The 22,890-nt window shown below is 64.5% G+C and carries 25 protein-coding genes; 16 read left to right on the forward strand and 9 right to left on the reverse strand.

What is annotated here, in order from left to right; translation table 11 throughout:
- Nucleotides 1-49: 49 nt before the first annotated feature.
- The 6 genes from G0P99_RS10120 to G0P99_RS10145 all read left to right on the forward strand — a co-directional run bounded on the left by G0P99_RS10120 (nt 50) and on the right by G0P99_RS10145 (nt 6,106).
- Nucleotides 50-340, forward strand: coding sequence for an SCP2 sterol-binding domain-containing protein (locus G0P99_RS10120; RefSeq protein WP_164129390.1), 291 nt, complete (start codon nt 50-52; stop codon nt 338-340).
- Nucleotides 340-1,284 carry an alpha/beta hydrolase gene (locus tag G0P99_RS10125; RefSeq protein WP_164129392.1) on the forward strand — a complete coding sequence of 315 codons (945 nt, stop codon included), beginning with the start codon at nt 340-342 and terminating at the stop codon, nt 1,282-1,284. Before G0P99_RS10120 ends, G0P99_RS10125 begins: the two co-directional genes overlap by 1 nt.
- Before the next feature lie 101 nt (nt 1,285-1,385).
- On the forward strand, nt 1,386-2,390 hold the full coding sequence (locus G0P99_RS10130) for a ligase-associated DNA damage response exonuclease (protein ID WP_164129394.1): 1,005 nt from the start codon (nt 1,386-1,388) through the stop codon (nt 2,388-2,390).
- On the forward strand, nt 2,387-3,982 hold the full coding sequence (locus G0P99_RS10135) for an ATP-dependent DNA ligase (RefSeq protein WP_164129396.1): 1,596 nt from the start codon (nt 2,387-2,389) through the stop codon (nt 3,980-3,982). The genes G0P99_RS10130 and G0P99_RS10135 overlap by 4 nt, the downstream gene beginning before the upstream one ends.
- 70 nt (nt 3,983-4,052) lie before the next feature.
- The gene (locus tag G0P99_RS10140) at nt 4,053-5,873 is read left to right on the forward strand and encodes a M3 family oligoendopeptidase (protein WP_164129398.1); all 1,821 of its coding nucleotides are present in this window, start codon (nt 4,053-4,055) and stop codon (nt 5,871-5,873) included.
- Nucleotides 5,870-6,106 (forward strand): hypothetical protein, encoded by a 237-nt coding sequence (locus G0P99_RS10145; RefSeq protein WP_239059763.1) that lies wholly within the window; start codon nt 5,870-5,872, stop codon nt 6,104-6,106. The genes G0P99_RS10140 and G0P99_RS10145 overlap by 4 nt, the downstream gene beginning before the upstream one ends.
- Here the strand turns inward: G0P99_RS10145 and urtE are convergent, their stop codons facing one another.
- Genes urtE through urtA form a run of 5 tightly spaced genes read right to left on the reverse strand, consistent with a single transcriptional unit; the run spans nt 6,107 to nt 12,067 of the window.
- Nucleotides 6,107-6,802, reverse strand: a complete 696-nt coding sequence (gene urtE, locus G0P99_RS10150; protein ID WP_164129399.1) for an urea ABC transporter ATP-binding subunit UrtE — start codon at nt 6,800-6,802, stop codon at nt 6,107-6,109. It abuts the gene before it with no gap.
- A 3-nt stretch (nt 6,803-6,805) separates the two neighbouring features.
- Complete coding sequence (urtD, locus tag G0P99_RS10155; protein ID WP_164129401.1) at nt 6,806-7,546, reverse strand: urea ABC transporter ATP-binding protein UrtD; 741 nt, start codon at nt 7,544-7,546, stop codon at nt 6,806-6,808.
- On the reverse strand, nt 7,543-8,772 hold the full coding sequence (urtC, locus tag G0P99_RS10160) for an urea ABC transporter permease subunit UrtC (RefSeq protein ID WP_164129403.1): 1,230 nt from the start codon (nt 8,770-8,772) through the stop codon (nt 7,543-7,545). The genes urtD and urtC overlap by 4 nt, the downstream gene beginning before the upstream one ends.
- Nucleotides 8,773-8,776: 4 nt before the next feature.
- The gene (gene urtB / locus G0P99_RS10165; protein ID WP_164129405.1) at nt 8,777-10,729 is read right to left on the reverse strand and encodes an urea ABC transporter permease subunit UrtB; all 1,953 of its coding nucleotides are present in this window, start codon (nt 10,727-10,729) and stop codon (nt 8,777-8,779) included.
- 57 nt (nt 10,730-10,786) lie between these two features.
- Nucleotides 10,787-12,067: an urea ABC transporter substrate-binding protein gene (urtA, locus tag G0P99_RS10170; protein WP_164129407.1), complete on the reverse strand. Its 1,281-nt coding sequence runs from the start codon at nt 12,065-12,067 to the stop codon at nt 10,787-10,789.
- Between the two features lie 461 nt (nt 12,068-12,528).
- Here urtA and G0P99_RS10175 point away from each other — a divergent pair, with 461 nt between their 5' ends.
- Genes G0P99_RS10175 through ureG form a run of 8 tightly spaced genes read left to right on the forward strand, consistent with a single transcriptional unit; the run spans nt 12,529 to nt 17,559 of the window.
- The gene (locus tag G0P99_RS10175) at nt 12,529-13,290 is read left to right on the forward strand and encodes an urease accessory protein UreD (protein WP_164129409.1); all 762 of its coding nucleotides are present in this window, start codon (nt 12,529-12,531) and stop codon (nt 13,288-13,290) included.
- Nucleotide 13,291: 1 nt separating this feature from the next.
- The gene (locus tag G0P99_RS10180) at nt 13,292-13,594 is read left to right on the forward strand and encodes an urease subunit gamma (RefSeq protein WP_164129411.1); all 303 of its coding nucleotides are present in this window, start codon (nt 13,292-13,294) and stop codon (nt 13,592-13,594) included.
- An 11-nt stretch (nt 13,595-13,605) separates the two neighbouring features.
- Nucleotides 13,606-13,770 carry a hypothetical protein gene (locus G0P99_RS10185; protein WP_164129303.1) on the forward strand — a complete coding sequence of 55 codons (165 nt, stop codon included), beginning with the start codon at nt 13,606-13,608 and terminating at the stop codon, nt 13,768-13,770.
- On the forward strand, nt 13,767-14,072 hold the full coding sequence (locus G0P99_RS10190; protein ID WP_164129413.1) for an urease subunit beta: 306 nt from the start codon (nt 13,767-13,769) through the stop codon (nt 14,070-14,072). Before G0P99_RS10185 ends, G0P99_RS10190 begins: the two co-directional genes overlap by 4 nt.
- The gene (gene ureC / locus G0P99_RS10195) at nt 14,072-15,781 is read left to right on the forward strand and encodes an urease subunit alpha (protein ID WP_164129415.1); all 1,710 of its coding nucleotides are present in this window, start codon (nt 14,072-14,074) and stop codon (nt 15,779-15,781) included. Before G0P99_RS10190 ends, ureC begins: the two co-directional genes overlap by 1 nt.
- Before the next feature lie 11 nt (nt 15,782-15,792).
- Entirely contained in the window at nt 15,793-16,290 is a 498-nt protein-coding gene (gene ureE / locus G0P99_RS10200) for an urease accessory protein UreE (RefSeq protein WP_164129417.1), read from the forward strand.
- Complete coding sequence (locus G0P99_RS10205; RefSeq protein WP_370462748.1) at nt 16,208-16,927, forward strand: urease accessory protein UreF; 720 nt, start codon at nt 16,208-16,210, stop codon at nt 16,925-16,927. The genes ureE and G0P99_RS10205 overlap by 83 nt, the downstream gene beginning before the upstream one ends.
- Complete coding sequence (ureG, locus tag G0P99_RS10210; RefSeq protein WP_164129419.1) at nt 16,924-17,559, forward strand: urease accessory protein UreG; 636 nt, start codon at nt 16,924-16,926, stop codon at nt 17,557-17,559. The genes G0P99_RS10205 and ureG overlap by 4 nt, the downstream gene beginning before the upstream one ends.
- Nucleotides 17,560-17,566: 7 nt before the next feature.
- Here the strand turns inward: ureG and G0P99_RS10215 are convergent, their stop codons facing one another.
- Nucleotides 17,567-17,836, reverse strand: coding sequence for a DksA/TraR family C4-type zinc finger protein (locus tag G0P99_RS10215; RefSeq protein WP_164129421.1), 270 nt, complete (start codon nt 17,834-17,836; stop codon nt 17,567-17,569).
- Between the two features lie 69 nt (nt 17,837-17,905).
- Entirely contained in the window at nt 17,906-18,778 is an 873-nt protein-coding gene (locus G0P99_RS10220) for a hypothetical protein (RefSeq protein WP_164129422.1), read from the reverse strand.
- A gap of 371 nt (nt 18,779-19,149) precedes the next feature.
- Between G0P99_RS10220 and G0P99_RS10225 the strand changes: the two genes are divergently transcribed.
- The gene (locus tag G0P99_RS10225) at nt 19,150-20,328 is read left to right on the forward strand and encodes a dipeptidase (protein WP_164129424.1); all 1,179 of its coding nucleotides are present in this window, start codon (nt 19,150-19,152) and stop codon (nt 20,326-20,328) included.
- Nucleotides 20,329-20,463: 135 nt separating this feature from the next.
- Here the strand turns inward: G0P99_RS10225 and rpoH are convergent, their stop codons facing one another.
- The gene (gene rpoH, locus G0P99_RS10230; protein WP_164129426.1) at nt 20,464-21,360 is read right to left on the reverse strand and encodes an RNA polymerase sigma factor RpoH; all 897 of its coding nucleotides are present in this window, start codon (nt 21,358-21,360) and stop codon (nt 20,464-20,466) included.
- Nucleotides 21,361-21,511: 151 nt separating this feature from the next.
- Nucleotides 21,512-22,540: an RluA family pseudouridine synthase gene (locus tag G0P99_RS10235; RefSeq protein ID WP_164129428.1), complete on the reverse strand. Its 1,029-nt coding sequence runs from the start codon at nt 22,538-22,540 to the stop codon at nt 21,512-21,514.
- Here G0P99_RS10235 and G0P99_RS10240 point away from each other — a divergent pair.
- A complete protein-coding gene (locus G0P99_RS10240; RefSeq protein ID WP_164129430.1) occupies nt 22,539-22,847 on the forward strand; it encodes a DUF6476 family protein in 309 nt (102 codons plus the stop codon). The genes G0P99_RS10235 and G0P99_RS10240 overlap by 2 nt on opposite strands.
- The last annotated feature ends 43 nt before the right edge of the window (nt 22,848-22,890 follow it).

Genomic DNA, 22,890 nt, shown 5'->3' on the forward strand with positions numbered 1-22,890 from the left:
GTATGCGCCGTTGTCCAATCACGGACATCGTCACGAAACGAGGATGAAGATGAGCGATATTCTTGACCAGGCCGTGGCCGAGTTGAACGAAAAGATGAGCGGCGCGGGGTTTGCCTCTTCGGCCAAGTTCGCGATCGCCGATGTGGGCGCGATCGTGCTGGATGCCAGCGGCGCCCGGATCAGCGACGAGGATACCGATGTGACCCTGTCGGCCGATGCGGATACGTTCCAGCAGATCATCAGCGGCGAGATGAACCCGACCGGCGCGTTCATGTCGGGCAAGCTGACCATCGACGGCGACATGGGTGTCGCCATGCAACTGGCCTCGGCGCTGGCCTGATGGATCTGTCGCCGGCCCCGCTGTTCGAGGATGTGGCCGGCGGACCGCCCGGCGGGGCGGCGCATTGGCTGCGCACCGGCGATGACATTCGCATCCGGGTCGGCCACTGGCGGCCCGAGGGGACGGCGCTGGGCACCGTGTTCCTGTTTCCCGGGCGCACCGAATATGTCGAGAAGTACGGCGATGCCGCGCGCGAGTTTACCCGGCGCGGCCTGGCCATGCTGGCGGTGGACTGGCGCGGCCAGGGGCTGGCCGACCGGTTGCTGGACGACCGGCGCCTGGGCCATGTCGTGTCTTTCCCCGACTATCAGCGGGATGTCGCGGCGGTCGTCGACCTGGCCGCGGCGCTGGATCTGCCGCGCCCGTGGTATGTCATCGGGCACTCGATGGGCGGCGCCATCGGCCTGCGCGCGGTGATGGAGGGGCTGCCGGTCGCGGCCTGCGCCTTTACCGGGCCGATGTGGGGCATCTTCTTTACCCCGGTGATGAAACCCCTGAGCTGGGTCACGTCGAACCTGGCGCCGGTGCTGGGGATGGGGCACAAGAACCCGGCCACCACCTCGCCCGAGCCCTATGTGTTCGTGCAGGAGTTCGAGGGCAACAGCCTGACCCGCGACCCGGCCATGTACCGGATGATGCAGGACCAATTGGCCGCCTATCCCGAACTGTCGCTGGGGGCGCCCACCAATATCTGGCTGCGCGAGGCCCTGAATGAATGCCGCCTGCTGGCAGCGCGCGCCGCGCCTGCCCTGCCCTGTCTGACCTATCTGGGCAGCCATGAACAGATCGTCGACCGCAAGGCGATCCGCAGGCGCATGGCCGACTGGCCGGGCGGTGAGCTGATTGAGATCCCCGGTGGCGAACACGAGGTTCTGATGGAGGCGCCTGCGGTGCGGGGGCCGGTCTATGACCGGCTGGCGGCGCATTTCCGGGCTGCGGGCTGACGCGTTTCCCGGCTGGCGCACAAAGAGAATGCGTTCAGCTTTCTTTGCACTGTCCTGTGGTCCGCTCTGGCATCCGCCCGGCACCGGGCTAAACTTACCGCATGGCGCGTGATCCGGTTCTGGAGTTTACCGAAAGGGGCATTTATTGCCCGGCGGGCGGTTTTTATGTCGACCCCTGGCACCCGGTGGACCGGGCGCTGATCACGCATGGCCATGCCGATCATGCCCGCCCGGGCCATTCCCGCTATCTTTCCACCACCGGCGCGGCGCCCATTCTGCGCCAGCGTCTGGGCGATATCACGCTGGAGACCGTCTCTTATGGCGCGCTCCTGCGCATCGGCGATGCGCGCGTGTCCTTTCACCCCGCAGGGCATGTGCCGGGATCGGCACAGATCCGGGTCGAGGTGGCCGGAGAGGTCTGGGTGGTTTCAGGCGACTACAAGACCGTGGCCGACGGGCTGAGTGAACCGTTCGAACCGGTGCGCTGTCACACCTTCATCACCGAAAGCACCTTTGGCCTGCCGGTGTTTCGCTGGCCCGATCCGGCGGAGGTGGCGCGGAACCTGAACGACTGGTGGCGAGGCAGTGTCGCGGCAGGCCGGACGCCGGTGCTGGGCGCCTATGCGCTGGGAAAGGCGCAGCGGCTGCTGTCCATGCTGGATCCAGGCATTGGCCCGATCCTGACCCATGGCGCGATTGAAACGGCCACATCGGTTCTGCGTGCGCAGGGGTTTGACCTTCCACCGACGGTGGCGGTGACGCCCGAGACCGACCCGCGCGCGCATGGTGGCGCGCTGGTTCTGGCGCCGCCCTCGGCGCTGGGCAGCGCCTGGATGCGGCGGTTCGGCCCGGTCTCGACCGGGTTTGCCAGCGGCTGGATGATGCTGCGCGGCGTGCGGCGACGGCGGGCGATGGACCGGGGTTTTGTCCTGTCGGATCATGCCGATTGGCCCGGATTGAACACGGCGATAACAGAGAGTGGTGCGGAAAAGATATTTGTAACACATGGTTACACCGAGATCTTTACGCAATGGCTGAGGTCGAGAAGGCTGGATGCCGATATCGTGCCGACCCGGTTCACCGGCGACGAGGCGCAGGCTGAATGATCCGGTTTGCCCGCCTCTTCGAAGCGCTTGATCAGAGCACACGCACGACTGACAAGGTCAACGCGCTGGCAGCCTATTTTGCCGAGGCAGAGCCGCTGGACCGGCTATGGACCGTCGCATTGTTTTCGGGTCGCAGACCGCGCCGCGCCGTCACCACGACCGAGTTGCGCAGTTGGGCCGCCGAGGCGGCAGGGCTGCCGCTGTGGCTGGTCGACGAGAGCTATCCGGTGGTGGGCGATCTGGCCGAGACCATCGCGCTGATCCTGCCGCCGCCGGATCGCCTGTCCCGGCGCCCCCTGTCCGGTTGGATGGCGCTGCTGCGCGACCTGGCCGGGCAGCCGGAAGCGGCCCGCCGGGCCGCGATCCTCGACGCCTGGGCCGAGCTCGATACCGCGCAGCGTTTCCTGTTCAACAAGCTGGTGACCGGCGGGTTCCGCGTGGGTGTCAGCCAGAAGCTGATGACCCGCGCCCTGGCGCAGGCAACCGGCCGCGACGAGGCCGAATTGGCGCATCGCCTGATGGGGTCGTGGTCACCCGAGACGACAAGCTGGGAAACCCTGATCCAGGCGGAGGACGCAGGCGCCGATGCCTCGCGCCCCTATCCCTTCTGCCTGGCGCATCCGCTGGAAGGTGAGCCGGCCAATCTGGGCTCGCCGCAGGACTGGTGCGCCGAATGGAAGTGGGACGGCATTCGCGGCCAGCTGATCCTGCGCGAGGGGCGGCATTTCGTCTGGTCGCGTGGCGAAGAGCTGATGACCGACCGGTTTCCCGAACTTGCGCGCGCGCTGGATTTTCTGCCGCCGGGCACGGTGCTGGATGGCGAGATTCTGGCCTGGGACGGCACCGCGCCGCTGCCCTTTGCGGCGCTGCAACGCCGGATCGGCCGCAAGAGCGTGCCGAAGAAACTGTTGGAAGAGGCGCCGGTGATCCTGCTGGCCTATGACCTGCTGGAATGGCAGGGCCGTGACCTGCGGGCAGCGCCGTTCGCGGAACGGCGCGCGCTGCTCGATCGTGCTCTGGGCGACTTGCCCCCGGATGCGCCGGTGCGCCCTTCACCGCTTGTGGCCTTTGACGACTGGCAGACACTGGCAAATATCCGAACCGAAGCCCGCGACCAGCAGGCCGAGGGGTTGATGCTGAAACGGGCCGCCAGCCCCTATCATGCAGGGCGCAAGAAGGGCGACTGGTGGAAATGGAAACTCGACCCCTACACGGTGGACGCGGTAATGATCTATGCCCAGGCGGGCCACGGTCGGCGCGCCACGCTTTACACCGATTTCACCTTTGCGGTCTGGGATGGCGATGCGCTGGTTCCCTTTGCCAAGGCCTATTCCGGCCTGACCGACGCCGAGTTTCGCGAGATCACCGCCTGGGTGCGCAGCAATACGCTGCAACGGTTCGGTCCGGTGCGGCAGGTGAAGCCAGAGCTGGTGTTCGAGATCGCATTCGAGGGTATCCAGCAAAGCCCGCGCCACAAGTCCGGGATCGCCCTGCGCTTTCCGCGCATGCTGCGCTGGCGCCGTGACAAGCCCGCGGCCGAGGCCAACCGGCTGGAGGATCTGAAACAGTTGCTCGCCCCGCCCGGCACCTGAGCCGGGTTGCCGGTTGCGGCGGGCGGCAACGCTCCTTAAGTGTGGGGCAACCAGAAATGACGAGGCCCACATGTTTCATCTGCCCTTTCCCCTTCGCGACGCCAATGCCGGTTCCGGTTCCAAGGATCTTGGCAACCTGCCCGAATGGGACCTGAGCGACCTTTATTCCGGCGAGGATGCGCCGGACCTGAAGCGCGACCTCGACTGGCTGGAAGCGGAATGTGCCGCATTCGCCGCCGATTACGAGGGCAAGCTGGCCGATCTGGATGCGGACGCCCTGCTGACCTGTGTGCAGCGCAATGAGAAGATCAGCGCCATCGCCGGGCGCATCATGTCCTTTGCGGGCCTGCGCTATTACCAGCTGACCATCGACGGGGGTCGGGCCAAGTTCATGTCCGATTGCCAGGAAAAGATCACCAATTTCACCACGCCGCTGGTGTTCTTCACGCTGGAGCTGAACCGGATCGAGGATGACGCTCTGGCCGTGCGGTTTGCGGAAAACGCAGAATTGGCCCGCTATGCGCCCGTGTTCCGCCGCATCCGCGCAATGAAACCCTATCAGTTGAGCGATGAACTGGAACGCTTCCTGCACGATCTGGGCGTGGTCGGCGACGCCTGGGAACGGCTTTTCGACGAGACCATCGCCGGGCTGACCTTTGACATCGACGGCGAAGAGCTGAACATCGAGGGTACGCTGAACCTGCTGACCGAGCAGGACCGCAGCAAGCGCGAGGCTGCCGCCCACGAGCTGGCGCGCGTCTTTGGCGAGAACATCAAGACCTTCGCCCGCGTCCACAACACCGCCGCCAAGGAAAAGGAAGTGATCGACCGCTGGCGCAAGATGCCCAGCGCCCAGACCGGTCGTCACCTCAGCAACGACGTGGAACCCGAGGTGGTCGAGGCCCTGCGCGAAGCGGTGGTCGCCGCCTATCCCAAGCTGAGCCACCGCTATTACGAATTAAAACGCAAATGGCTGGGGCTGGACCGGATGCAGGTCTGGGACCGTAACGCGCCGCTGCCGATGGAAGACACCCGCACCATCCCCTGGGCGCAGGCAGAGCGCATGGTGATGGAGGCATATGAGGCCTTTGACCCGCGCATGGGGGAAATCGCCGCGCCCTTCTTCTCCAAGGGCTGGATCGACGCGGCCGTGAAGCCCGGCAAGGCCCCCGGCGCCTTTGCCCATCCCACCGTGACCGATGTGCACCCCTATGTGATGCTCAACTATCTGGGCAAGCCGCGCGACGTGATGACGCTGGCCCATGAGCTGGGCCATGGCGTGCATCAGGTGCTGGCCGCCGGTCAGGGCGAAATGCTCTCCTCGACCCCGCTGACGCTGGCCGAGACCGCAAGCGTGTTCGGCGAGATGCTGACCTTCCGCAAGATGCTGGAAAAGGCCGAGACCCGGGAGCAGCGCAAGGTGCTGCTGGCCGGCAAGGTCGAGGACATGATCAACACGGTGGTGCGCCAGATCGCGTTCTATGACTTCGAATGCAAGCTGCACGCCGCACGCCGCCAGGGGGAACTCACGCCCGAGGATATCGGCGATCTGTGGATGAGCGTGCAGGGCGAAAGCCTTGGGCCCGCGTTTGATTTCATGGAAGGCTATGAAAGCTTCTGGGCCTATATCCCACATTTTGTGCACTCGCCCTTCTACGTCTATGCCTATGCATTCGGCGACGGGCTGGTGAACGCGCTCTACTCGGTCTACGCCGAGGGCGCCGAAGGGTTCGAGGAGAAGTATTTCGACATGCTGAAGGCAGGCGGCTCCAAACACCACAAGGAGCTTCTGGCGCCTTTTGGCCTGGATGCCAGCGACCCGAAATTCTGGGACAAGGGCCTGAGCATGATCTCCGACATGATCGACGAACTGGAGGCGATGGAGGATTGAGCGACTGGCACCAGCGGCGCGTTGCCCTGCGCATGCGCCTGCGCCCGGTGCTGCAACGTGTTCGGCGCAACGTGCCGCGCGGGCTGCGCATCGTGGTGGGCGCGCTGCTGATAGTCGGCGGCGTGTTCGGCTTTCTGCCTGTGCTCGGCTTCTGGATGATCCCTTTGGGATTCATGGTGGCGGCGATGGATGTAGACCTCTATCGCCGCTGGAAACGTCGCAGACGGCGATAGTCAGACCGATACCGCCGCCAGCAAGTCGTCCCGCGCCACCTCGCCCGCACGACCCCGCAGGCAAACCTGCCCGCGCTTGAGCGCCACGAAACTGTCCCCCAGCCCATAGGCAAAGTCGAAGAACTGTTCGACCAGCACGATGGCCATGCCACCTTGGGCGCGCAGATGTGAAATGACCTCGCCTATCTGCTGGATGATGTTGGGCTGGATGCCTTCGGTCGGCTCGTCGAGCAGCAAGAGCTTTGGCCGCGTGATCAGCGCCCGCGCGATAGCCAGTTGCTGCTGTTGACCGCCCGACAGGTCGCCGCCGCGCCGGTTCTGCATCTGTTTGAGGACCGGGAAGAGCTGGAACATCTCCCTGGGCACCTGCCAATCGGATCGCGGCAGGCAGCCGAACCCGGTTTCCAGGTTCTCGCGCACGGTGAGCAGCGGGAATATCTCGCGCCCCTGCGGTACCAGTGCAACGCCCTTGCGCGCCATCACATGGGCAGGCAGCACGCCCAGCGCCTCGCCATCCAGCGTCACCTGCCCGCCCGAGCGCGGATGGGTGCCCGCAATCGCCTTGATCAGGCTGGTCTTGCCCACCCCGTTCGATCCCATCAGGCAGGTCACCTCGCCCGCGCGGGCCTCCATCGAGATACCGTCCAGAATGCGCGAATGGCCGTAATGCAGGGTGATATCGTCAAGTTTCAGCATCTGTCAGCGTCCCAGGTAAACGTCGATGACCCGCTTGTCGGCGGTCACGTGATCAAGGCTGCCCTCGGCCAGGACCGCGCCTTCGTGCAGGACGGTGACCTTGCAGTTCAGCCGGCGCACGAATTCCATGTCATGTTCCACCACCACGACGGCACGGGTCTTTGCCGCCTCGACCAGAATGGCGGTGGTGTGTTCACGTTCCTCGGGGGTCATGCCGGCGGCGGGTTCGTCGACCAGCAGCAGGCGAGGATCCTGCGCCAGCAGCATGCCGATCTCCAGCCATTGTTTCTGCCCATGCGACAGCTCGCCCGCCTTGCGCGGCAAATGGTCGGCAAGGCCAATTTCGGTGGCCAGTTCCCCGACCCGCGCAAGATCGGCCGCCTTGGGGCGATAGAACAGGACAGACCAGGGGCCGCGCGGACCTTGCAGGGCCATCAGCAGGTTTTCGTGCACGCTCTGATCCTCGAACACAGTGGGTTTCTGGAACTTGCGCCCGATACCCGCCCGGGCGATCTGCGCCTCGGACAGGCCCAAGAGCGACAAGCTGCGCTCGCCCCACAGCACCCGGCCCTCGTCGGGCCGGGTCTTGCCGGTGACGATGTCCATGAAGGTGGTCTTGCCCGCCCCGTTCGGCCCGATCACCGCCCGCATTTCGGCCTGGCCGATGCGGAAGGACAGGTTGTTGATCGCCTTGAACCCGTCGAAACTGACCGAAACGCCGGAAACTTCGAGAAGTGTGCTCATTCGGTGGCCTCCTGTTCGCGCAGGGCGCCTGCATCGGGGCCCAGATCGGCGCCGTGCCGGTCGGGAGGACGCCTGCCCTGCCAAAGGTCGAACAGCCCGCCGATGCCCGAGGGCGCAAAGAGTGTTACCAGCACGAAGGACAGGCCCAGAACGATGGTCCACCAGTCCACCCATTTGACCTCCAGCGGGCCCAGCACCAGATCGGGGATCTGTCCACCGGTGAACCACGAGGAGACGAGGCTGACAAAGGCGGCCCCGATCACCGCCCCGTAAAGCCGCCCGCGCCCGCCGATGGCGACCCAGACGGCGAGGTAGATCGAGGCGATGGGCGCGATCTCGGCCGGGTTCACGATACCCGCCTGCGGGTAATAGAGCGCGCCTGCGATCCCGGCGATACAGGCGGTCAGGGTAAAGACGGCCAGCTTGTAGATCTCGACCGAGTAGCCGAGAAACCGCACCCGCGCCTCGTTGTCGCGAATGCCACGGATGACCGAGCCGAACTTGCCCGAGACGATCCAGGCGGCCAGCAGGTAACCCAGGCCCAGCGCCAGCGCCGAGGCCCAGAAGAACCACAGACTGACCACCGATTGCGGCGCCTCGACCCCAGGCAGGTTCTGCAATCCGGACAGGCCGTTGTTGCCGCGCAGCCCGCTGTCGTTCTGGAAGAGATAAAGCGCCAGTGCCAGTGTCATCGCCTGGGTCAGGATTGACAGGTAGACGCCGGTCACCCGGCTGCGGAACGCGAGCCAGCCAAAGACCAGCGCCAGCAGCCCCGGCACCAGCACCACCATGGCCAGTTGCAGGACCAGACTGTCGGCAAAGGCCCAGACCAGCGGGAAGTCAGAGGAGCCCACCACGCCGAAGATCTGGGTGCCGATGGCATCCACGATCTCCTGCTCGGTCGGTGGCAGCGCGCCTTGGGCCAGCGAGCCTTCGACGATGAGCCGGGTGCGCTCATACATCAGCCACATGCCGATCATGTAGCCGCCCAGTCCGAAAAAGGCGAAATGACCAAGGCTGAGAATGCCGCAATAGCCCCAGATCAGGTCCATCGCGACCGCGATAAGGCACAGGCACAGCGTCTTGCCCAGCGTCTTGACGAAGCTGGTGGAAATGAGACCGATCCCAAAACCTTCGGACAGGACGCTGACGCCCAGGGTGAACAGGGCAAGAAGCGCAAGAAAGGCCAGCACCGACGGGTGACGCGCGACAAAGCTGTTTCTCATGGCGTCAATCCCCCGCCGCGCGGCCCTTGAGGGCGATGATCCCCCGCGACCGGAACTGAATGAAGATGATGATGAAAATGATCATGTAGGTCTGCGCGGCCAGCGTGTTCGACGGGTTGAACCACTCGATCCCCTTTTGCAGCGTGCCAATCATCGCGGCCCCGGCCAGCGTGCCCCAGATATTGCCGACACCGCCCACCACCACGGTCATGAAGCTTTGCACGATGTAATCGCTTCCGAGTTCCGATGTGACCTTGGCAAAGAGGCCGATGGCGACGCCCGCGATACCGGCGATGCCCGAGCCAAGGCCAAAGGTCAGCATGTTGATCCGGTCGGGGTTGATGCCCATCGACGCCGCCATGCGCGGGTTCTGCGTCACGGCGCGGGTTTCCAGACCCAGCCTGGTGCGCCGCATGATGAACAGAAAGAGACCCAGAAAGATGAGCGCGAGGACAAAGATGGCGACGCGGATATAGCTGATCGACACCACGTCGTTCAGCACCCAGGCGCCGTCCAGCCAGCCCGGCGCAGTCAGCGGGCGCGCTTGCGTGCCAAAGATGTTCTTGGCCAGCTGCTGCAAGGCGATCGAGATGCCGAAGGTCGCGAGCAGAGTTTCCAGCGGCCGGTTATAGAGATGTCGGATCACCAGCCGCTCCATCGCGACGCCTGCGGCAAAAGTGACGGCAAAGGCCAGGGGGATCGCCACAAGGATCGACAGGGTGTGATCGGCAATCACCTGCTGCACCATGTAGCCGGTATAGGCCCCCATCATGATGAACTCGCCATGGGCCATGTTGATCACCCCCATGACGCCAAAGGTGATCGCCAGCCCGATGGCGGCCAGAAAATAGATCGAGGCCAGCGACAGTGCATCCAGCCCTAGGTCGATGGCCTGGTTCAGGCCAACACGCATCTCGATGGCGGTCAGCGCCTGTTCGGCGGCTTCGGTAACGGCGGCGGAGGGTTCGGAATAGACCTCGACGAACCGGTGCCGGGTCACCACCACCTCGGGCGCCTCGGCACTGGACCAGCGCGGCACCAGCCCCGCCTGCGCCAGTTGCACATAGACCGCGTCGCGGGCCTCCTGGGTATCGAGGCGGTGGACTGGAACGCCGGCGACCTGACCATCGACCATGTTCGAGATCAACAGCGCCTTGCGGACCTCTGCATCCGGGATCGGTTGGGCCTGTCCCGCGGCGATCAGCATGTCATAGGCGGCTGCCACGCCCAGCACGGGATCACCTGGTTCCACCTCGCGGCGGATGTTTGCGGTCGCGGGCAAGCCTTCGGCCAGCGCAATGCGGGTGACCAGCAGCGGATTGAGTGTCGCGCGCATGTCAACGCCAAGATCGCCCGACATCTCGTCTATCGCGGCGATACGGGACGACTCGTCCGGATCGAAAGCGATGGTCAACAGGCGTTCCACCCGCATCTTGCGGGCTTTCAGCGCCGGTTCGGTCTCGGTCCGGACCGACGCGCGCAAAGGCGCCAGCAATTCGGCGCCGGGGCTGCGCTGGATCGCATCCAGCGACTCGGCGCGGCGGTTGGGATCGGGGTCTGACAATTGAAACTGCACCAGCGCGGTGCCGATCATCGCCCGCACGCCACTGTTCGGCTTGATCTGCTCCAGCCTGTCGCGACTCGCTGTCCCAAGGCTCTGGCCGGTATCGAAATCGAAAAGCTCGACCTGACGGGCGGGTTTCTCTGTCCCGCGGAAGAACAGACCATCAGCCGCGCGCTGCCACATCTCCTTGGCGGCCCAGACCTGAAGCACCTCCTGCGCCTGCGGTAACCCGCTGGCGGCGATTGCGTCGATGGCAGCGCTGATCGACTTGCGCGAGCCCTTCTCGATCGTTTCGCGATGGGCCTGGAGCACGCTTTGTACCGTGGTGTCTTGCGCCATGGCCTGCGCGCAGAACAGCAGCAGCGCCGCCAGCGCGATTATCAGTCTTGTCATGTCATGATTTCCGCCTGTGGATCGGAAGGGGCGAAACGCCCCTTCCCCGCTGTCTGGTCAGTAGTTGGACAGCGTCTGCACGCAGGTCTTGGTCTGGGTGTTGTACATGCCACAGCCCAGATCCTTCCAATCCGACATCAGCACGGCGGATTCCGGCAGGAAGTCTGTCCAGGCGTCGCCCGGCACTTCGGAGGTCTGGCTGATGATGTCGAACTGGCCATCGGCCTGGATCTCGCCGATCAGCACCGGCTTGGCCAGATGGTGGTTCGGCAGCATGACGGCGGTGCCGCCGGTCAGGTTCGGAAACTCCTGCCCGTACATTGCCGCGCGCACGGCATCCACATCGGTGGAGCTTGCGGCGGTGGCCGCGTTCACCCACATGTTGAAGCCGATGTAATGCGCCTCCATCGGGTCGTTGGTCACCCGGTCCTCGCCCATCCTGGCCTTCCAGGCCTTGACGAATTCGGCATTGATCTCGGTATCGGCCGACTGGAAATAGTTCCAGGCTGCGAGATGCCCGACGAGGTTGGTGGTGTCGAGGCCCGAGAGCTCCTCTTCGCCCACCGAGAAGGCCACAACCGGGATGTCATCCGCCGAAACGCCGGCCGCCGCCAGTTCCTTGTAAAACCCGATATTGGCGTCGCCGTTGATGGTCGAGATCACGCCCACCTTCTTGCCGTCCGCGCCAAGGGCGACCACATCGGCCACGATCTTGGACCAGTCGGAATGGCCAAAGGGCGTGTAGTTCACAAAGATATCGGAATCTGCGATCCCCTTCTGCTTGAGATAGGATTCAAGGATGTTGTTGGTGGTACGGGGATAGACATAGTCGGTGCCCAGCAGCGCGAATTTCTCGACACCCAATTCCTCGAGGAAATAATCGGTCGCCGGGATCGCCTGTTGGTTCGGTGCTGCCCCGGTATAGAACACGTTTTTCGAGCTTTCCTCGCCCTCGTACTGGACCGGGTAGAACAGCAGACCGTTCAGTTCCTCGATCACCGGCAGAACGGACTTGCGGCTGACGCTGGTCCAGTTGCCGAAAATCACATCCACATCATGCACGGTCAGCAGCTCGCGCGCCTTTTCGGCAAAGAGCGGCCAGTCCGAGGCCGGGTCGACCACCACCGCTTCAAGCTCGCAGCCCAGCAACCCGCCCTTGGCATTCTGCTGCTCGATCAGCATCAGCATGGTGTCCTTCAGCGTCGTTTCCGAAATCGCCATGGTCCCGGACAGCGAATGCAGCACGCCGACCTTGATCGGGCAGTCGGCCGCCAGGGCCGGGGCGCCAAATGCGGCGAGCAGTGCGGCAGTTGCGAGAGTGGATTTCAGGTGAGTCATGTGTGTCTCCTCGCAGGGGCGCGCATCCAGGCCTTGCCGAAAAGGGCAAATCGACCTAGGTGACCCCTGCAACAAATTGTTGCACCCGTGTGGCGGCCGGTCAGAGCTCCAATTCGTCTGGTCGCCACACACCCGTTTGCGGCGCGGCCTTTTGCGCCTTGGGTGGCTCATCGGTTCTGCATCGCAGCATGAATCGCAACATTGGGATGTAGCTTTCCCGCCACCCCAAAGCCGGATGCCGGATTTTTAGGCCAACGCCACGCAATTCGCTCAATTTCCGTGCAAATCCAGCGGTTAGCCAATGCAAAACAGCCTGCATCCCTGACACGTGGCCGACACTGTGCTGTCTCTTTGAGCAAAGGACGCCGCAGACGGAGGCCAAGATTACCGCAGCGCAGCACATACATCCCGACCGCTCCGGCGATGCGCAGCCCCGCGCGATCGGGCAGGCCTTTCTGTCGGTGCGGACACGCACGGGGCGCAGCGAGCTGGAGGGCCTGCGCCAGTCCGGCTCGCTCAAGCTGCTGTTCCCGAGGCGCGACAACAGCGCCGTGCAGGCGGTTCTGGTCAATACGGCGGGGGGCGTCACCGGCGGCGACCGGTTTTCCCTGCGCGCCGAGATCAGAAAGGGCGCCGCCGCGACCCTTACGACCCAGGCGGCCGAACGGGCCTACCGCGCCCAGGGTACTGCGCCGGGCCGGATCGACACGCGCCTGACCCTGGCCGAGCGCGCGCATCTCAACTGGCTGCCGCAAGAAACCATCCTGTTCGACGGCTGCGCGATCCGGCGGAACCTGCGGATCGACATGGCCGGGGATGCCCGCCTGCTGATGGTGGAATCGCTGGTTTTCGGCCGCGCGGCGATGGGCGAGACCCTGACCGGGGCGCAGTTCAGCGACCGGATCGAGATCCGGCGCGGTGGCAGGATCGCGCATCTTGATGTGCTCCACTTTGGCGGAAATGTCGCCGATCATCTGGCCCGGCCGCACGTGGCCGTAGGTGCCGGGGCGATGGCCAGCCTCGTGCTGATTGGGCCCGATGCCGCCGCGCATCTGGCGCCGGTGCGGGCCGCGCTGCCCGCCACGGGCGGTGCCAGCCTTGTTGGTGAAGACATGCTGCTGATGCGCCTGCTGGCCCCGGACAGCTTCCTGCTACGCCGCACGCTGGTTCCGATCCTCAACCGCCTGATCCACAACGCCCTGCCAAGACCCTGGATGATCTGACATGCAACTGACCCCGCGCGAAAAAGACAAACTGCTGATCGCCATGGCGGCAGAGGTGGCGCGCCGCCGCCTCGCGCGCGGCGTCAAGCTCAACTATCCCGAAGCCATCGCCCTGATCACCGATGCGGTGGTCGAAGGCGCCCGCGACGGGCGCTCGGTTGCCGACATGATGGAAGCGGGCGCCCAGGTGGTGCGCCGCGCCCAATGCATGGAGGGCGTGCCCGAAATGATCCCCGAGGTGCAGGTCGAGGCCACGTTTCCCGATGGCACCAAGCTTGTCACCGTTCACGAACCCATCCGCTGAGGAGACCCCAGATGAAGACCATGCTTTTCCTGCCGCTGACCCTGATCGCCGCCCCTGCCTGGGCACATGATGGCTTCCACCTGCATCCGCACGGTTCCGGCGACTGGCTCGCCGTGTCGCTGGGCCTGATCGCATGTGGCCTGGCCCTTCTGGCCTGGCTGAAAGCCAACAGATGATCCCGGGCGAGGTAATCCCGGCCCCCGGCGACATCGAACTGAACACCGGCAGGACCGCGACCATCCTGATGGTCGCCAACACCGGTGACCGTCCGGTTCAAGTCGGGTCGCATTATCACTTTGCCGAAACCAACCCGGCGCTGGATTTCGATCGTGCAGCGGCGCGGGGCATGCGGCTGGATATCGCTGCGGGCACTGCCGTGCGGTTCGAACCGGGTCAGCGCCGCGAGGTGCAGCTGATCCCCGTGTCCGGGAACCGCCGCATCTTCGGCTTCAACTGTCGGATCATGGGAGATCTCTGATGCCCGCCCGGATCAAACGCACGGATTACGCCGCCATGTACGGCCCCACCACCGGCGACCGGGTGCGGCTGGCCGATACCGACCTGATCATCGAGGTTGAACGCGACCTGACGACCTATGGCGAGGAGGTCAAGTTTGGCGGCGGCAAGGTGATCCGGGACGGCATGGGTCAAAGCCAGGAGACGCGGGCCGCGGGCGCCGTCGATACCGTGATCACAAACGCGCTGATCGTCGACTGGACCGGCATCTACAAGGCGGACGTGGGTCTCAAGGACGGGCGCATTCACAAGATCGGCAAGGCCGGAAACCCGGATACCCAACCCGGCGTCGACATCATCGTCGGCCCCGGCACCGAGGTGATCGCGGGCGAAGGGCGGATCCTGACGGCCGGCGGGTTCGACAGCCATATCCATTTCATCTGCCCGCAACAGATCGAGGACGCGCTGCATTCCGGCCTGACCACCATGCTGGGCGGCGGCACCGGCCCCGCGCATGGCACACTGGCCACCACCTGCACCCCGGGCCCCTGGCATATCGGGCGAATGTTACAGGCGGCCGAAGCCTTTCCGATGAACCTTGCCTTTGCGGGCAAAGGCAATGCCGCGCTGCCCGCCGCGCTTGAGGAACAGGTGCGGGCCGGGGCGTGTGCGCTGAAACTGCACGAGGACTGGGGCACTACGCCCGCCGCGATCAACTGTTGCCTGTCGGTGGCGGATGCCTGGGACGTGCAGGTGATGATCCACACCGACACGCTCAACGAGAGCGGCTTCGTGGAACATACGGTCAAGGCCATGAAGGGCCGCACCATCCACGCCTTCCACACCGAAGGTGCGGGCGGCGGCCATGCCCCCGACATCATCAGGATCTGCGGCGAGGATCATGTTCTGCCCTCGTCCACCAACCCGACCCGCCCCTTTACCGTGAACACTGTCGAGGAACATCTCGACATGCTGATGGTCTGCCACCACCTCGACAAGTCGATCCCCGAGGACGTGGCATTCGCCGAAAGCCGCATCCGGCGCGAGACCATCGCGGCCGAGGACATCCTGCATGACATGGGCGCATTTTCCATCATCGCGTCGGACAGCCAGGCCATGGGCCGCGTGGGCGAGGTGCTGATCCGCACCTGGCAGACCGCCGACAAGATGAAGAAGCAGCGCGGGCGTCTGGCCGAAGAAACCGGCGACAATGACAATTTCCGCGTCCGCCGCTACATCGCGAAATACACGATCAACCCGGCAATCGCGCATGGCATCGCGCAGGAGATTGGCAGTATCGAGGAAGGCAAGCGCGCCGATCTGGTGCTGTGGAACCCGGCCTTCTTCGGGGTCAAACCGGAAATGGTGCTGTTGGGCGGCACCATCGTCTGCGCCCAGATGGGTGACCCCAACGCCTCGATCCCGACGCCGCAGCCGGTCTTTTCCCGACCGATGTGGGGCGCTTATGGCCGCTCGGTCGAGCACTCGGCCGTGCTCTTCGTCTCCGAGGCGGCGCAGGCCGATGGCGTGCGCGCAAGACTGGGTTTGGCAAAACAGACGCTGGCCGTCCGCAACACCCGCAATATCGGCAAGCGGGATCTGAGGCTGAACGATGCGCTGCCCCATGTGGAGGTCCATCCCGAAACCTACGAGGTGCGCGCGGATGGCGAACTGCTCACCTGCCAGCCCGCCGAAGTCTTGCCGATGGCGCAGCGCTATTTCTTGTTTTGAAGGGAGCCGAGATGCACGTCGTCACCAGCCAGAGTATTCGCCGTTGTGGTGAGTGGAGCGAGCCAGACGGCTCTGTCCTGCTCACCTACGAAGACCGGTTTCTGCGCCGCAAGATGCTGACTACCCTGCATCGCGAGGACTTTCTTGTCGATCTGGCACAGACCACATCGCTGGACGGCGGCGACGCCTTCGAGCTTGGCGACGGGCGCCTGATCGAGGTCGTCGCCGCAAACGAACCCCTGCTGGCCATCACGGGCGACAACCTGACCCGGCTGGCCTGGCACATCGGCAACCGGCACACACCCTGCCAGATCGAGGCGGACCGGCTGCTGATCCGGCAGGATCACGTGATCCGCGACATGCTGGAGAGGCTCGGCGCAAGAGTGACCGAGGTCAACGCGCCCTTTACCCCCGAAGGCGGAGCCTATGGGCACGGGCGCACCCACGGGCACGATCACGGGCACGATCACGGGCACGATCACGGGCACGCGCATGCACATGGCCACTGATCTCGATCTGCTGACGCTCATGCAATGGGTGTCGCCCGCCTATCCGGTAGGATCGTTTGCCTATTCGCATGGGTTGGAGCGGCTGGTCCAGACTGGCACCGTGGCCAGCGCCGACGATCTGCAAGACTGGCTGTGCGACGTGCTCGACTTCGGTTCGGGCTGGTCCGATACCCTGTTTCTTGTCGCGGCCTGGCGTGCGGGCACCGGCGACGAGGTGCTGGATATCGACGCGAGGGCGCGCGCCTTTGCCGGACCCGCCGAACGCCGGATGGAAACCCTTCAGCAAGGCGCGGCCTTTGTCCGGATCACGTCACAGGTCTGGGGAGGCGACGAGGCCGACATGGCCTATCCGGTTGCAATCGGCCGCGCCGCGCGCGCCGCGGGGCTGCCGGTGGACCTGACTGCCAAGATGTACCTGCACGCCTTTGTCTCGAACCTTGTATCGGCGGCGCAACGGCTGATGCCGCTGGGCCAGACGGCAGCGCAGGCGCTGGTCCATCGCATGGCGCCGCTCTGCGCCGCGCGGGCCGAGGCGGCCCTTGCCGCCGATCTGTCAGCCTTGTCCGGCACCGCCTTTCTGGCCGAGATCGCGGCCATGCAACACGAAACCCAGGAACCGAGGATATTCCGCACATGACCCAGATGAATGGCCCCCTGCGCGTCGGCATCGGCGGCCCGGTGGGCGCGGGCAAGACCAGCCTGACCGCCGCGCTGGCCCGCGCGCTGCGTGACACCCACTCGATCGGTGTGATCACCAACGACATCTACACGCAGGAGGATGCCGAGGCGCTGATGCGCATGCAAATCCTGCCGCAGGACCGGGTGATCGGCGTCGAGACCGGCGGCTGCCCGCATACTGCGATCCGCGAGGATGCCTCGATCAACCTCGCCGCCGTCGCCGAGATGGAGCGGCGCCATCAGGATATCGAAATCGTGCTGATCGAATCCGGCGGCGACAACCTGTCGGCGACGTTCAGCCCGGAACTGGCCGATGTGACCCTTTACGTGATCGACGTGGCCGCTGGCGAGGAGATCCCGCGCAAAGGCGGGCCCGCGATCACGAGGTCTGATATTTTGGTGATCAACAAGACTGATCTGGCGCCTTATGTCGGGGCCGATCTGGGTGTCATGGAACGGGACGCGGCCCGGATGCGCGGCGAACGGCCCTTCGTTTTCACCTCGGTCCGGCACGGAGAGGGTGTGGAGCAGGTCCTGGCCCTGCTGGACCGTATCGGCGGCATCGGGCCGGGCCGGAAAAACGCGGCCTGATCCGGCGTCACTTCAGTTGGCTGTCCTTGGAGCCGCGCCGGTTGATGCCGCCGCGCGCCTTGTAGGTGCCGTCGCGTTCCTGCTGACAGTCGAGACACAGTTTCACCCCCGGGATCGCTTGCCTGCGCGGCTCGGGGATCTCTTCTTCGCATTCGGCGCAATGGGTCAGGCTCTCGCCCACCGGTGCACGGCGCGCCTTCAGCCGCGCCAGCTCGTCGGTTATCGACGCCTCGATCTGTTCGCTTACCGCGCCGTCGCGGGCCCAGCCTCCGGCCATGTTTCACCTCCGCTCTGCGGTCGAGATTACCGCCCGAGCCACGCTTTGAAAAGCTTTGCCGGTTCGGCCTCACTTGGACGGCTGGTCTTGCCCCGCAATCGGCTGGCTGGTCCCGTAGAGCCCAGGCACCAGTGCCTCGGCGCTGGCTTTCAGGCTTTCGGGTCGCGTACCCGGCGGGTGTGGCGCGCCGTAGAATACGTCGTAGGAGCCGCCCAGTTTTTCCATCAGTTCAGCGGCATATCGCAAAGAGCCGACCATGGCACCGAAGTTTTCGTCGCCGCCGCTGACAAACTGGGCCAGCCTGCGCAGACCGTAATAGTAGCGCGTGTTTCGCGCGTCGAGCGCAGCGGGAACAACTTGCGTTTGGCAATGGAGCGACATGCGGGTTGTCCCGCTGCGCCACTCTGGTTCGACAAGCCGGCCGTTCAGCAGGCTCGGCACCCGGCCAGATCCGAAAACCAGCAACGCGCCCTCGCCCATCAGATGGGCCTCCATTGCGGCCAAAGTGGCATTGGTGGAAACAGCGCGGTTGCGTTTGTTGATATCGACCGGGACGATGCTGTCCTCGCCCAGAAACCGCTCGGTTTCCCGGTTGGCAACCACCTTGAGATCCGGGCGCCGGCCCAGCAACGCACCGGCATGGGCAACGAAATCGAACATACCGGTCGGATGCGTGGACGCGATGATGACCCGACCGGCCGCCGGGACGTTTTCCAGCCCATGGGCCACAACCGTCGTGCCTCCATTACGGCCCAGAATGTGATCGACCAGCGCCTTGCCATTCAGTTCGGCAATCTCGTCCAGCAGATCCTCGGTTTCGCGCAAGGCCACAAACGGCTGGCGAAAGAACAGGCGACTGATGGCATCCGTTGCGTTCAGGCACGAGCGCACCAGACCCAAACCAAAACGGTTTTCTTCCGAGAGATGCAGACGGTCCCGCAAGACCGCATCCAGCGGGTTATCAGGGCGATCGGTAGTATGCGATCGTTGCGCGTTTTGCATTGGGCCCCACTGTGCCGAGTTTAATCAGCTTCGTGCAATCCGTGGTCAAGTGCAATAATGGTACCGGACCTTGGGGTTCCGTCCCGGCCCACTGCAAACCAAAAACGGTTGCTCCTGGACCCCACACATAAGGCATGCCCTTCATGGCCAATCGGGAGTCCGAGGCGACGGAGCCATCATGCGCCCTTTCATTGCCTTGTCCGGACGTCACCATGCCACCGCATTAATCCGCCCGACCCGACGCAGGGTCAGTCTTTGTCCTGACATGTTCGCCGCTTAGGCTGGCGCCAAATCGCATCATGGAGTGGGTCATGCGGAAGGTTCTGAAATGGGTGGCGCGGCTCTTGGCGCTGGCGGTGGTGATCGGAGCCGTGGGGTTCTTCGGTTTTCTGCCCGCCTATGTCGAGGACACATCGAACAATGTGATCGACCACGCGCCTTATCCGGTCAGCGACCGCGCCGCCGCCCTGCACAAGACGCTGGTCGTGGGCGACTGGCATGCCGATCCGCTGCTCTGGAGCCGCGACCTGAGCCAGCGCGGCACCCGGGGCCAGGTCGATGTGCCCCGCCTGATCGAGGGCAACGTGGCCTTGCAAGTCTTTACCGCCGTTACCAAATCGCCCGCCGGGCAGAACTATGACAGCAACTCGGCCGAGGCGTTTGACAATATCACCCTTCTGGCGGTGGGCCAGCTCTGGCCGCTGCGCACCTGGACCAGCCTGCGCGAACGGGCGATCTGGCAGGCCGAAAAGCTGCATAAGGTCGAGGCCGCAGCCGAAGGCCGGCTCAAGATCATCAAGACAGCCGCCGATCTGGAAGCGGTGCTCGCCGCCAAGGCCCGCGGCGAGGCGGTGGTGGGTGGCATCCTGGGAATCGAGGGGGCGCATCCGCTCGAGGGCGATCTGGCCAATCTCGACCCGATCTATGACGCAGGCCACCGGGTCTATGGCCTGCAACATTTCTTTGACAACGAACTGGGCGGTTCGCTGCATGGCGAGGCCGATACCGGCCTGACCGAGTTTGGCCGCGCCGTGGTGGCGGAACTGGCCCGCCGTCCGGTGGTGATCGACCTAGCCCATTCCAGCCAGCAGGTGGCGCGCGACGTGCTGGCGATGACCGACATGCCGCTGGTGGTCAGCCACGGTGGCCTGCACGGCCATTGCCCGGTGAAACGCAATTTTCCCGACGATCTGATGCGCGAGATCGCCGCCACCGGTGGGGTAATCGGCATGGGCTACTGGGCCGAGGTCGCCTGTGACGATATCACGCCCACGGGTATCGCCAAGATGATCGTCAAGGCGATCGAGACAGTGGGCGCCGATCATGTCTCTCTGGGGTCCGACTATGACGGTTCGGTGGAAACCGCATTCGACACCTCCGAACTGGCCGCACTCACCTCGGCTCTGCTGGATGCAGGCGTGACCGAAGATCAGATCCGCAAGGTGATGGGCGATAACATGGTCCGCGTTCTGCGCGCCCGGCTGCGCTAGCTCCTGACGGGATCGCCTCCTGGGCCTCTTCCCTGCCCAAACGAAGCGCGCCCTCTATTGAGCCTGCGCAAAATCAAGAAGGGCCCCGCCGGGCCCCTCTTTTCACTCCGCCATAAATACTCACCTTCTGGCCGGTCAGGCCGGGGTCAGCATGCCTTTGTCGCGGGCCAGGTCGCGCATGCGCTTTTGCAGCTTTTCAAAGGCGCGCACCTCGATCTGGCGGATGCGTTCGCGGCTGACATTGTATTGCGCGCTCAGATCTTCCAGCGTCACCGGCTGGTCCATCAGGCGGCGCTGGGTCAGCACATCCTTTTCCCGGTCGTTCAGCACGTCAAGCGCGGCAACCAGCAGTTCACGTCGCGCCTCCAGTTCATCCCGCTCTTCATAATCGGTGGCCTGATCGGCGTCTTCGTCCTCAAGCCAGTCCTGCCATTGCATTGACCCTTCGCCCTCGGCGCCCACGGTCGCGTTCAACGACGCATCGCCGCCCGACATGCGCCGGTTCATGCTGATCACGTCGTCCTCGCTCACGCCGAGGTCCTTGGCGATCTGGCGCACGTTGTCGGGGTGCAGGTCGCCCTCTTCGAGAGCGCCGATCTTGGCCTTGGCCTTGCGCAGGTTGAAGAACAGCTTTTTCTGCGCGCTGGTGGTGCCCAGTTTCACCAGCGACCACGAGCGCAGGATGTATTCCTGGATCGCGGCACGGATCCACCACATGGCATAGGTCGCCAGGCGGAACCCCTTTTCCGGGTCGAACCGCTTGACAGCCTGCATCAGACCCACGTTGGCCTCGGAAATCACCTCGGCCTGCGGCAGGCCATAGCCGCGATAGCCCATGGCGATCTTGGCCGCCAGGCGCAGGTGGCTGGTGACCATCTTGTGCGCGGCCTCGGTATCCTGTTCCTCGACCCAGCGCTTGGCCAGCATGTATTCCTCTTCCGGCTCCAGCAGCGGGAACTTGCGGATTTCCTGCATGTAGCGGTTCAAGCCGCCTTCGGGCGTCGGCGCCGGGAGATTTGCGTAATTCGCCATTGTTCTGTGTCCCTCCCAAATGTTTAAGGACTTAACATAGGATATGGGTCACCTATACTGCCCATTCAAGTACCAATCAGTACAGTGCCAAAATTAAGCTTCGATTAAGAAAATGTGAGACCTTGGTTATCACCTTGCCGTGCGGATTGTTTCACCGCCTCCGCAGGATGTCGAGTAAATCGCTGAAATCCTGCGGCAGCGGCGAAGAGAACTGCATGGCCGCGCCGGTCACCGGGTGTTCAAAGCCCAGGACAGCGGCATGCAGCGCCTGGCGCGGAAACCCTGCCACCGCCTCGACCGCTTCGGGCGACAGCGCCTTTGGCGACAGTTTGCGCCGCCCGCCATAGACCGGGTCCCCCAACAGCCCATGGCCGGCATGGGCCATGTGCACACGGATCTGATGGGTGCGGCCGGTTTCCAGCCAGCAGTCGATCAGCGAGACCGCCGCCGGGATGCCAAAGCTTTCGATCACCCGCGCCCGTGTCACCGCATGCCGGCCACCGTGGAAGATCACCGCCTGTTTCTGCCGGTCATGCGGGTGCCGGGCCAGCTGCGTGGTCAGGCGCAGCACATTTCCCGGCTCGAAACTGGCCCCCTTGACCCCGCGCAGGCGCGGGTCGCTGCCATCGGGCACCCCGTAGCAGAGCGCGATGTAATGCCGTTCGGCACTGTGGGCGGCGAATTGCGCGGCCAGACCGTGATGGGCGGCGTCACTCTTGGCCACCACCAAAAGACCGCTGGTATCCTTGTCGATCCGGTGCACGATCCCGGGTCGTTTCACCCCGCCCACCCCCGACAGGTTGTCGCCGCAATGGGCCAGCAGCGCATTGACCAGCGTGCCCGAGGGGGTGCCGGGCGCAGGATGCACCACCATACCCGCGGGCTTGTCGATCACGATCAGGTCGTCATCCTCGTAGACCACCACCAGCGGGATCGCCTCGGGCGCGATATGGCTTTCCTCGGCCTCGGTCAGGGCAATGGCCACCCGCGCGCCTTCGGCGACACGCGTCTTGGGGTCGGTGATCACCTGTCCATCGACGGTGACCGCACCCTCGGCGATCAGCCGGGCCAGCCGGGTGCGCGACAACGCCGCCTCCTCTGGTACATCCCGCGAAAGCGCCTTATCAAGGCGGGGCGGCGGCGCCGCCGCGATGACAAATTCCAGCCTGGCCTTATCCATGACCGCCCCTTCCGATCCCGAGATACCGCAGGAAACCCCGCAGCTGAGACTGCTGCGGCGCATGGTCATGGCATTGACCGCGGTGATGATTGGCGGGGTTCTAGTCACATTCGCGCTGATTGTCATCCGCCTGAGCGACAGAACCCCGACACTGCCGGAGCAGGTCGAATTGCCGGATGGGGCCGGGGCGCTTGCGGTGACCATCGGTTCCAACTGGTACGCGGTGGTCACGGATGACGACCGCATCCTGATCTTTGACAAGACCACGGGAAAACTGCGGCAGACGGTGCCTCTGTCAACTGACTGATCGAATTGAACACTATCCTTTGGTATAGTTCCCCTATCCCCTT

Source organism: Ruegeria sp. PrR005 (genome assembly GCF_010500245.1).
Lineage (GTDB): Bacteria > Pseudomonadota > Alphaproteobacteria > Rhodobacterales > Rhodobacteraceae > Ruegeria_B > Ruegeria_B marisflavi.

What these genes read in the sequence shown, in the direction of transcription:
- G0P99_RS10120 (WP_164129390.1), top strand. Translation starts at nt 50, where the DNA reads ATGAGCGATATTCTTGACCAGGCCGTGGCCGAGTTGAACGAAAAGATG.
- G0P99_RS10125 (WP_164129392.1), top strand. Translation starts at nt 340, where the DNA reads ATGGATCTGTCGCCGGCCCCGCTGTTCGAGGATGTGGCCGGCGGACCG.
- G0P99_RS10130 (WP_164129394.1), top strand. Translation starts at nt 1,386, where the DNA reads ATGGCGCGTGATCCGGTTCTGGAGTTTACCGAAAGGGGCATTTATTGC.
- G0P99_RS10135 (WP_164129396.1), top strand. Translation starts at nt 2,387, where the DNA reads ATGATCCGGTTTGCCCGCCTCTTCGAAGCGCTTGATCAGAGCACACGC.
- G0P99_RS10140 (WP_164129398.1), top strand. Translation starts at nt 4,053, where the DNA reads ATGTTTCATCTGCCCTTTCCCCTTCGCGACGCCAATGCCGGTTCCGGT.
- urtE (WP_164129399.1), bottom strand. Translation starts at nt 6,802, where the DNA reads ATGCTGAAACTTGACGATATCACCCTGCATTACGGCCATTCGCGCATT.
- urtD (WP_164129401.1), bottom strand. Translation starts at nt 7,546, where the DNA reads ATGAGCACACTTCTCGAAGTTTCCGGCGTTTCGGTCAGTTTCGACGGG.
- urtC (WP_164129403.1), bottom strand. Translation starts at nt 8,772, where the DNA reads ATGAGAAACAGCTTTGTCGCGCGTCACCCGTCGGTGCTGGCCTTTCTT.
- urtB (WP_164129405.1), bottom strand. Translation starts at nt 10,729, where the DNA reads ATGACAAGACTGATAATCGCGCTGGCGGCGCTGCTGCTGTTCTGCGCG.
- urtA (WP_164129407.1), bottom strand. Translation starts at nt 12,067, where the DNA reads ATGACTCACCTGAAATCCACTCTCGCAACTGCCGCACTGCTCGCCGCA.
- G0P99_RS10180 (WP_164129411.1), top strand. Translation starts at nt 13,292, where the DNA reads ATGCAACTGACCCCGCGCGAAAAAGACAAACTGCTGATCGCCATGGCG.
- G0P99_RS10185 (WP_164129303.1), top strand. Translation starts at nt 13,606, where the DNA reads ATGAAGACCATGCTTTTCCTGCCGCTGACCCTGATCGCCGCCCCTGCC.
- G0P99_RS10190 (WP_164129413.1), top strand. Translation starts at nt 13,767, where the DNA reads ATGATCCCGGGCGAGGTAATCCCGGCCCCCGGCGACATCGAACTGAAC.
- ureC (WP_164129415.1), top strand. Translation starts at nt 14,072, where the DNA reads ATGCCCGCCCGGATCAAACGCACGGATTACGCCGCCATGTACGGCCCC.
- ureE (WP_164129417.1), top strand. Translation starts at nt 15,793, where the DNA reads ATGCACGTCGTCACCAGCCAGAGTATTCGCCGTTGTGGTGAGTGGAGC.
- G0P99_RS10205 (WP_370462748.1), top strand. Translation starts at nt 16,208, where the DNA reads ATGGGCACGGGCGCACCCACGGGCACGATCACGGGCACGATCACGGGC.
- ureG (WP_164129419.1), top strand. Translation starts at nt 16,924, where the DNA reads ATGACCCAGATGAATGGCCCCCTGCGCGTCGGCATCGGCGGCCCGGTG.
- G0P99_RS10215 (WP_164129421.1), bottom strand. Translation starts at nt 17,836, where the DNA reads ATGGCCGGAGGCTGGGCCCGCGACGGCGCGGTAAGCGAACAGATCGAG.
- G0P99_RS10225 (WP_164129424.1), top strand. Translation starts at nt 19,150, where the DNA reads ATGCGGAAGGTTCTGAAATGGGTGGCGCGGCTCTTGGCGCTGGCGGTG.
- rpoH (WP_164129426.1), bottom strand. Translation starts at nt 21,360, where the DNA reads ATGGCGAATTACGCAAATCTCCCGGCGCCGACGCCCGAAGGCGGCTTG.
- G0P99_RS10240 (WP_164129430.1), top strand. Translation starts at nt 22,539, where the DNA reads ATGACCGCCCCTTCCGATCCCGAGATACCGCAGGAAACCCCGCAGCTG.
- G0P99_RS10235 (WP_164129428.1), bottom strand. Translation starts at nt 22,540, where the DNA reads ATGGATAAGGCCAGGCTGGAATTTGTCATCGCGGCGGCGCCGCCGCCC.